The sequence below is a fragment of the Mesorhizobium sp. WSM3859 genome, assembly GCF_002295065.1.
In the GTDB taxonomy this organism is placed as follows: Bacteria; Pseudomonadota; Alphaproteobacteria; order Rhizobiales; family Rhizobiaceae; genus Mesorhizobium.
This window is the reverse complement of the sequence record NZ_NSGG01000001.1, coordinates 15,513-28,904: the sequence shown is the minus strand read 5'-3', so window position 1 is coordinate 28,904 and position 13,392 is coordinate 15,513. Positions and strand designations below refer to the sequence as shown.

Sequence of the window (13,392 nt, the reverse complement as noted above, 5' to 3'; positions counted from 1 at the left end):
GTGCTTCGGGCAGAACCGTGGCCGGCGAATGTTGGTTGAGCGGGTCGCCTCCCAAGGCGCCGCGGTCTTAGCCCAAACAGGTTCCTCCATGCGCCACCGGCATGCCGTCATCCATCATCGCGCGCTCGACTTCTGGTCGGCGCGCGCGGCGGTTCTCGTCATCATCTGCCTGCAGCTTTTGGTCATCAACAACCTGTCCTTCGGTCCGCGCTGGGTGGCCCCGACCGTCGAGGCGGCGCTGCTGGCGCCCTTGTCGGTGGCGACGGCCTGGACGCAGATGCGGACGCAGAAGGCAGTCGACCACGAGCATTGGTACGCGATCGGCCGATTGCGCCTCTACATTCGCCGCACGGCATTGGTGATGACCGGCGTCATCAGCATCATGAATTGCGGATCGCTGGTTTTCCTGGTGCGGGCGCTGCTGGAAGGGCATGCCGGCGCCGGCACGACGCTGCTCATCGATGCGCTCAACATCTGGGTCACCAATGTGATCGTCTTTGCGCTATGGTTCTGGAGCACCGACAGGGGCGGGCCGCCGACCTGCGGGCTGGTCAAGCGCGCGCAGGCCGACTTCCTGTTTCCGCAAATGACGCTGCCCGACCGCGAGACACAAGGTTGGCTTCCGGGTTTTGTGGACTATTTCTTCCTGGCTTTCACCAATGCCACCGCGTTCTCGCCGACCGACACTCTGCCGCTTACGCAGCGCGCAAAGCTCCTGATGATGGCCGAAGCGATGATCTCGCTGCTGACGATCGCGCTGGTGGCGGCGCGGGCGGTCAACATCCTGGCGTAGCTATCGGCCGGCTCGTCCTGGATCTCGAGAGAGTTTTCCGCGTTCAGTGGCCGCGTTCCCAACGCATGCCGGTCAGCCGCGGATCCGAAAAGGCCGTGCGTGAGAATTCCAGCCGCTTGTCGGGGAATTCGCAGATCGCCTGCAGGCCGAAGGAGCCGATCCGGATGCGCCAGGTCTGCGGCTCCAGCGGCCTGGCCTTGGCAAAGCCCTTGCAGGTCAACAAGGCGATGTTGGCGCCCTTGGGGTCGCGCACCGAGCGATAGCGGATCGCCTGGATGTCGGCTTCGCGCGCGATATCGGCGATCGCCTGGCAGGCGTTGTAATCAGTGGGTTGCGTCCAGGCCTTCTCGTCGCGATCGAGCGGTAGCCGCGTCAGGTCGATCGCGCGCTCGCATTTGATCGCGGCGGCGAAGGCAGTGTATTCCGCCGCGTCGTTCGGCCATGGCGTCGCCGGCGATTCGGCAAAGAACAGCAAGCGGTAGAAGGCCATTTCCGCTACCGCCGTCAGCACCGTCTCGGCCGCGTAGTAGACGCCTTTGGTCTTGCCGGCGCGACGGAAGCGCGAGCCGTACGGATAGACCGAACCGTAGCGGAAAGGCGTCGCCAGCAGATAGTGGAAGTGGCGGCATTCCAGCGGGATACGGGGCTTGGTGTCCTCGACGAGATCCTCGAGCAGCGACTGCTCGTCGAGCGTGTCGACCAGCTTGAGGGTCGAAACGCGATGCTGCGCTTCGACCATGCGCCAGTGTTTGCCTTCGAGCCTGACGGCCTCAGACGAGAGCGCGCCGGGAGTCCAGGTAGGCAATGACATCGACAAGTCCGGCAATGGTCAGGATTTTCTCGAGCGGCGTGCCGTCGAGCGTGACGTTGGGGTTCCTCAGCCACGCCCGCGCAACAGTCTCGTCGCCGCCAACAATGGCGTCGAGCGAGCGGAACAGGCGGACGAACAGCACCGCCAGCTCGAAGGGCTTGGTGCCGCGTTCAAGCAGGAATTCCTGCTTGCGCATGCGCGAGACCGTTGCCTCCGACACGCCGATGACCAAAGCGAGCGTCCTGGCGGTGATGTCGAGCAGGTCGGCCGCGCGCAGCGTGGCCTTGGTGATGACGGCGTTTTCGGCCGCCGTCGCGGCCGCGACTGGACGTTGCATAGCGCACCCTTTCATTTCTGTGGAAAATATAGTCCACAAAAATTCTTCTGGAAAGGGTGCTTGTCAGTCTTTCTTGTAAAGCAGCCAGCCCTTGCCGGCCCGGCCGGCCGTGGACGAATGCCTTGTCACACGGTTGCGGCCGCCGACCTTGGAGCGGTAAAGCGCCCGGTCCGCCTTGGTGTAGAGGTCCTCGGGGTTTTCCGCTTCCGAAGCCATGCAGATGCCCAGCGACACGGTAACGGTGCCGTAGTTCATGCCGGTCTGGCTGCTGGTGAACGGGGTCCGCTCGATCAGCGCGCGGATCCGCTCGGCGATCTCGTATGTGGCGTCCTCGCTGGCGCCTTCAACGATGAGCGCGAACTCCTCGCCTCCGGTGCGCGCGACGAACATGTCGGAACGGACGCTGGACTGGAAGATCTCGGCAATGATCTGCAGGATCCTGTCGCCGACCGGATGGCCGTAACGATCGTTTATGTCCTTGAAATGATCGATATCGGCAAGGATCAAGGCATTGAACAGGATGCCGCGATTGCTGTTGTAGATCCGGGTGATCTCCTTGTCGAAGGCGCGTCGGTTCCGCAACTGCGTCAGCGGGTCGGTGTCGGCAAGCCGCTTGTATTCCTCGAGCTTCGACTTGACGCTTTCCAGCTCGGCCGTCTTTTCGCTGAGCGTGCTGGCGATCTGGCGGCCATGGTCGATCGTCGAGCTGGTGGCGGCCGACATCGCGCCGGCGATCTTCTGCAGAAGTTCCTGCGAAAGCAGGCTGCGATTGCTCAGGCCGCTCGAGGTCTCGTCGAGGAGACGGCCGTATTTCTCGATATGCGAGCGCTCGCTGCGCAACAGCGCGGCGATGTCCTCGAGCTCCTTGGCGACCATCTCGCGGGCATGCTCGACAATTGCCGGACCGTGATGCTGGGGGAAGAAGGTGCGCCCGATGCCGTCGAGGTCCTCCTGGGTCGGTCGGTTGCTCAACGAGACGACGGCAAGGCTGAGTTCGTGATTGCTGCCGCTCAGCGCCTCATAGAAAATTTCGTAGTTGCGCGGCAGGCCGAGCACGCCAAGCTGCCGCATCGTCGCCACGACGGTGCTGGCGATGTCGGTATTCCTGTCGGTCGCAATGGCTGCCGGCTGCATGTTCTGTTCATTCCCCTTCAGTGCGACCGGAGACCTGCCACCACCGGGTGTCGCGCACGCGGGGATTTGTATCGGAACCCTAAATGCGACGGCGCGTCCCCAACACGACCTTCGCTTGCAGGAAACATAGATGCAGTTGCGCTAAAGTTTCCTTAATGGCCTGCCTTTCCTCGATGTCTCTGCTACCGCAGGATGTAGCGCCGTGTGTGGCGCAGCTTTTGAAACACATCTCTTCGGTGTCGCATTTGCCTGCGCCCAGCCATTTCAAAGCTGAAATTCTGTCCGGCAATGGATCGGGCCAATGATCGAAGGAGGCCGGAATGGACGACAACCACAGCGGATCATGCCTGTGCGGGGCGGTGCGCTTCAGGACGAGTGGCCCGTTGCGCGGCGTCGTCTACTGCCATTGCTCGCAATGTCGCCGGCAGACCGGCCATTTCGTCGCGGCTACCGCCTCCAGGGATGCCGATATCGTCATAGAAGGGGCCGACGCGCTCAGCTGGTACGGCGCCTCCGACGTGGCGAAACGCGGCTTCTGCCGAACCTGCGGCTCGCTGCTCTTCTGGAAGCACAATGAACTGGACACGATTTCCATCATGGCCGGATCCTTTGAGAGGCCGAGTGGCCTCACGGCGGAAAGCCACATCTTCGTGGGCGACAAAGGCGACTACTATTCGATCGAGGACGGGCTGCCGCAGTTCGAAAAATCCACGCCGTCGATAAAGGTCGCCGACGGGTGAATTTGCGGCGGCTGCCTTATTCCCTTGATCCGGCCGTTGCGATATCCCCTCACGGTGACTCGAAACGGGGCTGGGCATGCAGCGGCTGATCGACGCTTTCATCAATTCGGTGCGGGCCTTCCGCAAGTTGGCCGCGCATGAAAAGGCATTTCAGCAGGAGCTGCTGTTGCTTGCGCTTGCCCTGCCGGCCGGCTGGTTTATCTCGGTCTCCTGGCGCGGTTATGCCCTGCTAATCGGCGCTGTGCTGCTCCTGATCATGGTCGAAGTGCTCAACACCGGCATCGAGGCGGCCTGCGACGCGATCTCGCGCGAATTCCACATCGAAATCCAGCTCGCCAAGGATTGCGGCTCGCTGGCGGTGCTCATTTCGATCGTGATCGCCGGCGGCGTCTGGGCGATCGCCTTGATCGAGCGCCTCACCGGCGCGCCGATCTGATCCTCGCGGATCAGGAGCCGGTCTGATCTTCCCTGGCGCGTTCGCGCCTGGCGAAGTGATGGCCGACCAGCCAGGCGACAACCGCCACCACCACGCCGACGCCAAGGGCAATGAGCAGACGCTCATGCCGCTCGAACGCCTGACCCACCATCTCCTCCGCGCCGAGGCCGAAGACATAGCCGATGCCGCTGAACAGGGCCGCCCAGACGGCGGAAGAGATAGCGTTCAGGACAACGAAACGGGGCATTGGCACCGTCGACAGGCCGGCGGCGATACCGCCGACCAGCCGCATGCCGTAGATGTAGCGGTTGGTCAGCACGAAAATGTTGGGATGGGTGTTGAGCAGGCTATAGGCACGGCTGAAGCCCGGACGCTGGCGCAGCCTTCTCACATAGCGATGCTCGGCGAAGCTGCGGCCGAGGGTGAAGAAGAACGTGTCGCCGCCGAAGGCCCCGAGAAAGGCGGCAAGGAAAGTCTGCCACAGCACGAAAACATGCTGATGGGCGAAGAAGCCGCCCAAGATGGCGGCGCTTTCGCCTTCGGCGACGCAGCCCAAGAAGACCGCGATCAGCCCGTATTGCTCGATGAGATGGTGGATGGTTTCGTTCATTCTGTTGCGGGCCGCGCCGACAGTTTCTCGTCGATGCGCCTGATTTGTTCGGCCATGCGCAAGATCTCGTCCCGCATGCTAATGATCTCGCTGTGGCGCAGTTCGTCGAGCTTTTCATGCAGCGCCATGATCTCGATCTCGGCCTTCAGATTGACTTCATAGTCATGCGCCGCGTCGATGCGGTCGCGCTCGGTCTGGCGGTTCTGCGACATCATGATCACCGGCGCCTGGATCGCCGCGAGCATCGACAGCACGAGGTTGAGGAAGATGAAAGGGTAGGGGTCGAAGGCGTCGCGCGTGAGCAGCCAGGCGTTGCCGGCAGTCCAAAGAACCAGAAAGCCCAGGAAGCTGAGGATGAAGGACCAGGAACCGCCGATCCTGGCGATCGTGTCGGCGACGCGATCGCCATAGGTCTCGTGGAAAGCGAAGGCCTTGTTGGTGTCGCGCGCGATCGTGGTGCGCTCGAGCGTCGACTGCAGCACGCGGCTTTCGAGCGGGCCGAGGCCTTCCGGCTTGCGCTTGAGCAGGCGGTTCGCCATATCCTCGACGATCTTGTTCATTGGTCCTCTCCTTAGGCAGGGCATCGATAGACGTAGAGGCTGCCGGGCCCGAGGTGAAGTGCTAGATTGCGGCGAACAGGCGAGGACAAAGATGCTCGATTTCCAGAAAATCCACGCGCGGGCGGCAAAGCGCAAGGGCGGGGAGGCGGTGCTGGCGCCGCTGCTTGGTCCTGCGCCTGATAACAAGGCGGTGGCGAAAGTCCCCGATGACCGCATTCTCTCCACCATGGCCGAACGGATCTTTGCCGCCGGCTTCGTGTGGCGCGTCATCGAGCAGAAATGGCCGGGTTTCGAGGAGGCGTTCCTCGGCTTCGAGCCGAAGCGGCTTTTGTTCCAGCCCGACGATTTCTGGCACGAGCTGGCATCCGACAGCCGCATCGTGCGCAACCCGCAGAAGATCAAGTCGGTGCGCGACAACGCCGCCTTCGTCGGTCGCGTCTCGAAGGAGCATGGCAGTTTCGGCAAATTCATCGCCGCCTGGCCGGCGGACGATCAGGTCGGCCTGACCGCTTATCTCGCCAAGCATGGCAGTCGGCTGGGTGGCAACACGGGTCAGTATTTCCTGCGCTGGCTGGAATGGGACACGTTCGTCGTCTCGGCCGATATGGCGGCGGCCCTGCGTGACGCCGGCCTCGACATAGCCGAGAATCCAACCTCGAAGCGGGACCTCGAAAAGATCCAGGCGCAGATCAACCACTGGTCGGCCGAAACCGGCCTGCCGCGCCGTCACATCTCGCGCATCCTGGCGATGTCGATCGGCGAGAACCGTTCGGCGGAGGCGCTGCGCGAATATATGAGCGACTAGGCCCGAGCGCGTTCGTGCGCACCTTGGATTGGCATAAGCAATGGCCATTGCGGGGCGATTTCTGCCACGCTACATCCGTTGCATGACCAAGACCGCTCCCGATATCCTGCGCATCGCCGTCGCCCAGCTCAACCCGACTGTCGGCGACGTCGCCGGCAACCTGGCAAAAGCGCGAGAGGCGAGGGCGGACGCGGCGCGACAGGGCGCCGATCTGGTGCTTTATACCGAGCTCTTCCTCGCCGGGTATCCGCCGGAAGACCTCGTGTTGAAGCCTTCCTTCCTGAAAGCTTGCGAGAAGGCGGCCGAGGATTTCGCCAAGGATACGGCCGATGGCGGGCCCGGTGTCATCATCGGCACGCCGCTGAAGCGCAAAAGCGGCACGCATAATTCCATCGTCTTCGCCGACGGCGGCAAGATCATCGCCGAACGCTACAAGCTCGATCTGCCGAATTACGGCGAGTTCGACGAGAAGCGCGTCTTCCAAGCCGGACCGGAATTGCAGGGGCCGGTCAATTTCCGCGGCGTGCGCATCGGCGTCCCGATCTGCGAGGACATCTGGGGCGATATCGCTGTCTGCGAGACGCTGGCAGAAAGCGGCGCCGAGATCCTGCTGGTGCCGAACGGCTCGCCCTATTACCGCGCCAAGATCGACGTGCGCCACCAGGTCGTCATCCGCCAGGTCATCGAAACCGGCTTGCCGATGATCTATGCCAACCAGCTCGGCGGCCAGGACGAGCTGATCTTCGACGGTGCGTCGTTCGCCATCGGCGCCGACAAGACGCTGGCCTTCCAGATGAGCCAGTTCGAGGACGCGGTCGACGTCACCACCTGGAAAAGAAAGGGAGATACTTGGGTCTGTGCGGAAGGCCCGATGTCGAAGATTCCCGACCGCGAAGAGGCAGACTACCGGGCCTGCATGCTCGGCCTGCGCGACTACGTCAACAAGAACGGCTTCAAGAATGTCGTGCTCGGCCTCTCCGGCGGTATCGACTCGGCGATCTGCGCGGCTTTGGCCGTCGATGCGCTGGGCGAGGAGCGGCTGCGCACCGTCATGATGCCCTATCGCTATACGTCGAAAGGTTCGCTGAAGGACGCTGAAGACTGCGCGCGCGCGCTCGGCTGTCGCTATGATATCGTGCCGATCTCCGAGCCGGTCGAAGGCTTCAAGCATGCGCTGACGCAGCTCTTCGAGGGCACCCAGGAAGGCATCACCGAGGAAAACCTGCAGAGCCGCGCGCGCGGCACCATCCTGATGGCGATCTCGAACAAGTTCGGCTCGATGGTGGTCACCACCGGCAACAAGAGCGAGATGTCGGTCGGCTACGCCACGCTTTACGGCGACATGAATGGCGGCTTCAACCCGATCAAGGATCTCTACAAGATGCAGGTTTACGCGCTGTCGCGCTGGCGCAATTCCCATGTGCCGCCGGGCGCGCTCGGTCCTTCCGGCGAGGTCATTCCGAAGAACATCATCGACAAGGCGCCCTCAGCGGAGCTGCGCGAGAACCAGACCGACCAGGATTCGCTGCCGCCCTATCCGGTGCTGGACGACATTCTGGAATGCCTGGTCGAGAACGAGATGAGCGTCGACGACATCGTCGCGCGCGGCCACGACCGGGCGACAGTGACCCGCGTCGAGCACCTGCTCTACATCGCCGAATACAAGCGCCGGCAGGCGGCGCCCGGCGTGAAGATCACGCGCAAGAATTTCGGCCGCGACCGCCGCTATCCGATCACCAACCGGTTCCGGGATCGCGGTTAACCTTCGCATGCAAGACATTGAAATCAGTTTCGACCTGTCGCGGATCGATTTCCGGGCAACGTCCGATCAGCTCATGCAAAGCTATTGGGGTGCGTCGCGGACCGACGAGGCCCATCGCCGCGCCTTCGACAACTCGCTCTGCGCCGGCGCCTATCTCGATGGCGAGCAGGTCGGCTTCGCCCGTGCGATCACCGACTACACAGTCTTTGCCTATATCGCCGATGTCATCATCTGGCCTCAGCATCGCGGGCGGGGGATCGGCAAGCGGCTCGTCCAGGCGCTGATCGATCACCCCGAGGTCGGCACTGTGACGCATTGGAGCCTTTCGACCGACGACGCCCACAGCCTCTACGAGAAGTTCGGATTCAAGGCGTCGACAGACGGACGCTACATGCGACTGGACCGCCAGCGGGCGAGCTGACGGCTTGAAGCTCGTCGCACTGAAACGGTTCAGCCGTTTCTGCGCGGCCTGATCTGCGCAACCTGCCGTTGTTGCAAATTCGTCTCAGTGCTTGGACCAGATGCAGTTTTGGCGACGGGCCGACTTGGCGATCGGCCGATGCCTCCCTATAACGGGCTCTCCGCGATTCCCTTCCGGGAGGACCGTATGGCAGGATTTGACATCGTTATGCGAGGCCGCGAAGCCTAGGTCTGCCCGGGCTTTCCGAAGGTTTTTCGGAGAGCCGGACGCAGGTCAGGCATTTGCCGCTGCCGGTCGCCGCCTCAGGGCAGGCGGCCTACCATACTGAACCTCCCGCCATTTTGGGGCGCCGCAGGGCGCGGATGCGGGTTTTCCAATTTGATTTTACCGGGACCGGGCTCGTTCGCGCCCGGATGACATTATGGCTCGTTTCAAGATCGACCTGCGCGCCGGCGCCTTTCGCAGCGTGCTCGGCTTCACGTTCAGCCACTGGCGGCGCCAGCCGTGGCGGCTTTCGCTCATCATGGGCGCCTTCCTGCTCTCGACGCTGGCCGACGTGCTGACACCCTTCTATTCCGGCCGGCTGGTCGATGCGGTCGCAAGCGGCGCCGGAACCGACGAAGTCGCCTGGAATGCGGCGATGGCGGCGTTCTCGATCCTGATGGCGCTGGCGCTGGCCGGCGTCGTGCTGCGCAACGCCGCCTTCCTGTGGATCGTCGAGCTGACGCTGAAGATGATGTCGGACATTGCCGCCGATGCCTTCCACCGCGTGCAGCGCTTCTCGACAGACTGGCACGCCAACAGTTTCGCCGGATCGACGGTGCGCAAGATCACGCGCGGCATGTGGGCGCTGGACCTGCTCAACGACACGATCCTGATCGCGCTTTTGCCGTCGGTCGTCATGCTTGTCGGCTCGACGCTGCTGCTCGGCTGGTTCTGGCCGCTGATGGGGGTGGTGGTGGCGGCCGGCTCGGTGCTGTTCATCGCGGTCACGGCAATGCTCTCGCTTGGTTATGTCGCCCCCGCGGCTCGGCTCGCCAACAGCTGGGACACGCGGCTGGGCGGCGCGCTGGCCGACGCGGTGAGCTGCAACGCCGTCGTCAAAGGTTTCGGCGCGGAAGCTCGCGAGGAGGCTCGGCTGGCGCGCGTGACCGCCAAATGGCGCCTGCGCACAGGTCGCACCTGGATGCGCGGCACCGCCAACGGCACCACGCAAGGGGTGCTGCTGCTGGTTATACGGGCGGCGGTCATCGGTCTTGCCCTCATGCTGTGGGCCTGGGGCCAGGCGAGCGCCGGCGACGTCGCTTTCGTGCTCACCTCGTTCTTCGTGCTGCAGGGCTATCTGCGCGACATCGGAACGCATATCCGCAACCTGCAGCGCTCGATCAACGACATGGAGGAACTGGTCGACTTCCAGTCCGAGCCGCTCGGCATCGAGGACCGGCCCGGCGCTCGGCCGATCCGGATCACCGATGGGCGTATCGCCTTCGACAAGGTGACGTTCCACTACGGCAATCATCTTCTGCCGCTCTACCACGATTTCTCGGTCGACATCGCGGCTGGCGAGCGCATCGGACTGGTCGGGCATTCAGGCTCGGGCAAGACGACCTTCGTCAAGCTGATCCAGCGGCTCTATGACGTGAACGCCGGGCGGATCCTGATCGACGGGCAGGACATCTCGCAGGTCGAGCAGGCGTCGCTGCGCAGCCAGATCGCCATCGTCCAGCAGGAGCCGATCCTGTTCCACCGCTCGCTGGCCGAGAACATCGCCTATGCCAGGCCCGGCGCCAGCCAGGCCGAGATCGAGCATGCCGCCAGGCTGGCCAGCGCCCATGATTTCATCACCAACCTGCCCAAGGGCTACGGAACCCTGGTCGGTGAGCGTGGCGTGAAATTGTCGGGCGGCGAGCGCCAGCGCGTGGCGATCGCCCGCGCCTTCCTGGCCGACGCGCGCATCCTGATCCTGGACGAGGCGACATCGAGCCTGGATTCGGAATCGGAAGTGTTGATCCAGAGGGCGATGGAGCGGCTGATGGTGGGACGCACGACCCTTGTCATCGCGCACCGGCTCTCGACGGTGCGGGCGCTCGACCGCCTGCTGGTCTTCGATCGAGGCCGTATCGCCGAAGAGGGTTCGCATGACGACCTGATCCGCCTCAATGGCGGCATCTACCGGCGGCTGTTCGAGCGGCAGGCGCTCGAATTGACCAAAGGCCTCGTCGCCTGAGAAAAGGACGGCCCGGCTCCGGCCGGGCCGCCGGTTGTCCGGCTCCGCTTCGGCAGTGCAAATCAATCCGTAAGGTCTGCAACCGCACTCTCGTCATGCGGCTTGAGTGATGTAACGCGGCGTTTAAATTCATTTCCATATACTTAAAGTTTGAGTCATTTCATCAGCAACTCCGCAGGAGATACATTGTTTTAAACAGTTGTTGGCGTATACCTTCAGAAAGCAAATCGGATCTGGCATGCGCAGGTCTCCTGGAGATTTCTACAGGCATGCTGATCGGAAGGAGATTTCTTTGGATATTGCAGGATTTTGCCCGCCGACAGAGGACCATGCATAGGCATTCATGATGGATTTGGTCTCCGCAAATGCGGGTTCGGGAAAGATGCCGGCGCCGTCGGTGCCGGACACTCACCATGGCTCGGTACGGCCGCTTGCCGCCGAGGATCTCGAGCGCGTCGCCGCGCTCTTCCTGACGAAGTTCCGCCGTCGCCGCCTTCGCGATCACGCCGTCGCGCAGACGGCGGACTATATGAGAAAGCTTTATCTTGACCGCGGTGAGAACAAGGCCCTTGTCCAGATAAACCCGCAGGGCGGCCTCGGCGGGTTCATGGGCGTTCTGAAGGCCCGCTATGAGCTCAATGGATCGGCATTGAATGCGGCCATCATCGGTCCCTTCATGACCGATTCCAGCACCGATCACGGTTGGGCCGGGCCACAATTGCTGCGTACCCTGCATCAGGGCGAGTTCGATCTATATCTGACCGATTCGGCCAACCGGACATCCTTGGCCTTCGCGCGTCCGATGAAGTATCAGCTCTTGCCGGTGCACTGTCTGGAATGGACCTGTGTTTTTCAGCCGGGCGCCATGGCCGCCGCCTTGCTGCAGCGTAAATGGCCCGGGCTGGCTCGGCTGGCGCTCGGCCCCTGCGCGCGAGCGTTCGATGCTCTCGCGGGAAGACGGCTCGAGCCCCCGGTCCAGCCTTCATCGTCGCGACGGATCCACCATGAGCGGATCGATGCCGCGCAGTTTGCGGACCGGCTGCCGGCACTGATGTCCGATTTTGCTCTTCGACCGAGCTGGAAGGATAGCGAATTGCCGCGGCTGCTCGCACTGGCGGCCGAAAAGCAGGCCGACGGGCCACTTCATTTCGGCGGGACTTACGACGAAGCAGGCAAGATGGTCGGTTGTCATGCCTTCTACGGGCAGGCTGGCGGCATCGCGAACCTGTTGCAGATCCAGGCGCCCGGACCCCACTGGGGCACGACGCTGGACGGCCTTATCGCGGCTGCTCGGGAGATGGGCTGCGTGGGCATAACCGGCCAGACACAAAGCAGGTTCCTGCCGCAACTCTTCGGCTACAACCGTCTCTTCTTCCGCTATGCCGGCGGCACGATGGTGCGCTCACGCATCGCCCAGGTCGCAGAAGCGGTCCGCGCCGGCGACATCTTTATCGGCGGATTGATGGGCGATCGCTGGACCCGGCTGAGTTCCGATGATTTCGGTCGCGTCTGACGATCAGACGAAGGTGTGCGGTGCGGCGCAAAAACCGGCAATGATCTGGCAAAGGTCCGGTTCGTTGACCATTTGGGCGGCTTCGGTCGCGCCAACCCATTTGCGCGTGCGTGCGCGCTTTTCTTTCCAGCGGTCCGCGATGCGGTCGACATGCAGCGGAAAGACCAGGACTTCGCAGGGCACTTCCTCGCCGGAGGCGAGGACCTTGGCATAGAAATAGCGGCCGGCTTCAAGATGCGAGATGGTGCCGCGCAAGCCGGCCTCTTCGCCTGCTTCACGGGCGGCGGCCTTGCAAAGCGGTTCCCTGGCCTCCGGCCAGCCCTTCGGCAGAACCCAGCGCCCGGTGTCGCGGCTGGTGATCAGCATGATCTCGACGCCGTCTTTGCCGTCACGCCAGGGCAGGGCGGCAACCTGCAGGCGACAGGGCGCCTTGCCGAAGAGCCGCCGGACCCTTTCGGCCATCTGGTTGTGCGTTGTCGGCCTCGTCAACATCGGAAGAAAGCTGCCCTCAGCCTCCAGAATCGTTTGCCACCTTACGAATCTTACGGCGAATTATGGGCTTTAAAAGTAAAAAACTTCACTCCGCGGGAAAATACCACCAGAAAAGGTCAATCTCACAAAGTAGACGCGCTCATTGGTTCGACTACACGCCGCTCCTTTGAGGCGGATTCTCTGGAAAATATGACGGCCGTTCAGCCGACATGATCGTCCGCGATCGGCTTCTGGTAAGTGAAGCCCATGTCCCACGGAAAGTAGATCCAGGTGTCCTGGCTGACCTCAGTGACGAATGTATCGACCAGCGGACGGCCCTTCGGCTTGGCATAGACGGTCGCGAAATGCGCCTTCGGCATCATGGCGCGCACGATACCGGCCGTCTTGCCGGTGTCGGTCAGGTCGTCGATGATCAGCACGCCGGCACCCTCGTCGGCAAGCAGCGAAGGCGAAATCTCCTTCAGGACCTGCATCTGACCCTGGCTGGTGTAGTCATGATAGGAAGCCACGCACACCGTCTCGATGACGCGGATGCCGAGCTCGCGCGCAATGATGGCCGCCGGCACCAGGCCGCCGCGGGTAATGCAGACGATCGCCTTCCATTGTCCCTTGCTGGCGCCGGAAAGCCGCCAGGAAAGCGCGCGGGCGTCGCGGTGGAACTGGTCCCATGAGACGGGAAAGGCTTTTTCGGGAAGGGACATGGTTCGCGCACTCCGCAAGGCGCGCCGTGGCGCGCAGAAACACTGGAATG

15 protein-coding genes are annotated in these 13,392 nt (G+C 62.9%); 8 read left to right on the top strand and 7 right to left on the bottom strand.

The window, feature by feature from the left end:
• Window positions 1-88: 88 nt before the first annotated feature.
• On the top strand, window positions 89-793 hold the full coding sequence (locus CK230_RS00170) for a hypothetical protein (protein WP_095815210.1): 705 nt from the start codon (window positions 89-91) through the stop codon (window positions 791-793).
• 43 nt (window positions 794-836) lie between these two features.
• On the opposite strand, the gene CK230_RS00165 is transcribed toward CK230_RS00170, so the two are convergent.
• From CK230_RS00165 to CK230_RS00155, 3 genes are all read right to left on the bottom strand, one after another.
• Window positions 837-1,604 carry an RES family NAD+ phosphorylase gene (locus tag CK230_RS00165; protein ID WP_095815209.1) on the bottom strand — a complete coding sequence of 256 codons (768 nt, stop codon included), beginning with the start codon at window positions 1,602-1,604 and terminating at the stop codon, window positions 837-839.
• On the bottom strand, window positions 1,564-1,941 hold the full coding sequence (locus tag CK230_RS00160) for an antitoxin Xre/MbcA/ParS toxin-binding domain-containing protein (protein WP_095815208.1): 378 nt from the start codon (window positions 1,939-1,941) through the stop codon (window positions 1,564-1,566). The genes CK230_RS00165 and CK230_RS00160 overlap by 41 nt, the downstream gene beginning before the upstream one ends.
• 63 nt (window positions 1,942-2,004) lie before the next feature.
• Window positions 2,005-3,075, bottom strand: coding sequence for a diguanylate cyclase (locus tag CK230_RS00155; RefSeq protein ID WP_095815207.1), 1,071 nt, complete (start codon window positions 3,073-3,075; stop codon window positions 2,005-2,007).
• Window positions 3,076-3,395: 320 nt separating this feature from the next.
• Here CK230_RS00155 and CK230_RS00150 point away from each other — a divergent pair, with 320 nt between their 5' ends.
• Both CK230_RS00150 and CK230_RS00145 read left to right on the top strand, forming a co-directional pair.
• A complete protein-coding gene (locus tag CK230_RS00150; RefSeq protein WP_095815206.1) occupies window positions 3,396-3,815 on the top strand; it encodes a GFA family protein in 420 nt (139 codons plus the stop codon).
• A gap of 76 nt (window positions 3,816-3,891) precedes the next feature.
• Window positions 3,892-4,251: a diacylglycerol kinase gene (locus tag CK230_RS00145; RefSeq protein WP_095815205.1), complete on the top strand. Its 360-nt coding sequence runs from the start codon at window positions 3,892-3,894 to the stop codon at window positions 4,249-4,251.
• A 10-nt stretch (window positions 4,252-4,261) separates the two neighbouring features.
• Here CK230_RS00145 and CK230_RS00140 read toward each other — a convergent pair whose 3' ends face one another.
• Together CK230_RS00140 and CK230_RS00135 are read right to left on the bottom strand one after the other, a co-directional pair.
• Window positions 4,262-4,861 (bottom strand): DedA family protein, encoded by a 600-nt coding sequence (locus tag CK230_RS00140; RefSeq protein ID WP_095815204.1) that lies wholly within the window; start codon window positions 4,859-4,861, stop codon window positions 4,262-4,264.
• Entirely contained in the window at window positions 4,858-5,421 is a 564-nt protein-coding gene (locus tag CK230_RS00135) for a DUF1003 domain-containing protein (RefSeq protein ID WP_095815203.1), read from the bottom strand. Before CK230_RS00135 ends, CK230_RS00140 begins: the two co-directional genes overlap by 4 nt.
• Before the next feature lie 91 nt (window positions 5,422-5,512).
• Here CK230_RS00135 and CK230_RS00130 point away from each other — a divergent pair, with 91 nt between their 5' ends.
• The 5 genes from CK230_RS00130 (at window position 5,513) to CK230_RS00110 (ending at window position 12,149) form a co-directional block, all read left to right on the top strand.
• Window positions 5,513-6,226, top strand: coding sequence for a DNA-3-methyladenine glycosylase I (locus tag CK230_RS00130; RefSeq protein WP_095815202.1), 714 nt, complete (start codon window positions 5,513-5,515; stop codon window positions 6,224-6,226).
• An 82-nt stretch (window positions 6,227-6,308) separates the two neighbouring features.
• Entirely contained in the window at window positions 6,309-7,988 is a 1,680-nt protein-coding gene (locus CK230_RS00125; RefSeq protein WP_095815201.1) for an NAD+ synthase, read from the top strand.
• A gap of 7 nt (window positions 7,989-7,995) precedes the next feature.
• Window positions 7,996-8,409, top strand: coding sequence for a GNAT family N-acetyltransferase (locus tag CK230_RS00120; RefSeq protein WP_095815200.1), 414 nt, complete (start codon window positions 7,996-7,998; stop codon window positions 8,407-8,409).
• A 421-nt stretch (window positions 8,410-8,830) separates the two neighbouring features.
• Window positions 8,831-10,636, top strand: coding sequence for an ABC transporter ATP-binding protein (locus CK230_RS00115; protein WP_095815199.1), 1,806 nt, complete (start codon window positions 8,831-8,833; stop codon window positions 10,634-10,636).
• Window positions 10,637-10,979: 343 nt separating this feature from the next.
• Complete coding sequence (locus CK230_RS00110) at window positions 10,980-12,149, top strand: hypothetical protein (protein ID WP_245429771.1); 1,170 nt, start codon at window positions 10,980-10,982, stop codon at window positions 12,147-12,149.
• Between the two features lie 3 nt (window positions 12,150-12,152).
• On the opposite strand, the gene CK230_RS00105 is transcribed toward CK230_RS00110, so the two are convergent.
• Together CK230_RS00105 and gpt are read right to left on the bottom strand one after the other, a co-directional pair.
• Entirely contained in the window at window positions 12,153-12,641 is a 489-nt protein-coding gene (locus CK230_RS00105; RefSeq protein ID WP_095815198.1) for an NUDIX hydrolase, read from the bottom strand.
• 200 nt (window positions 12,642-12,841) lie between these two features.
• Window positions 12,842-13,342 (bottom strand): xanthine phosphoribosyltransferase, encoded by a 501-nt coding sequence (gene gpt, locus CK230_RS00100; protein WP_095815197.1) that lies wholly within the window; start codon window positions 13,340-13,342, stop codon window positions 12,842-12,844.
• Window positions 13,343-13,392: the final 50 nt, after the last annotated feature.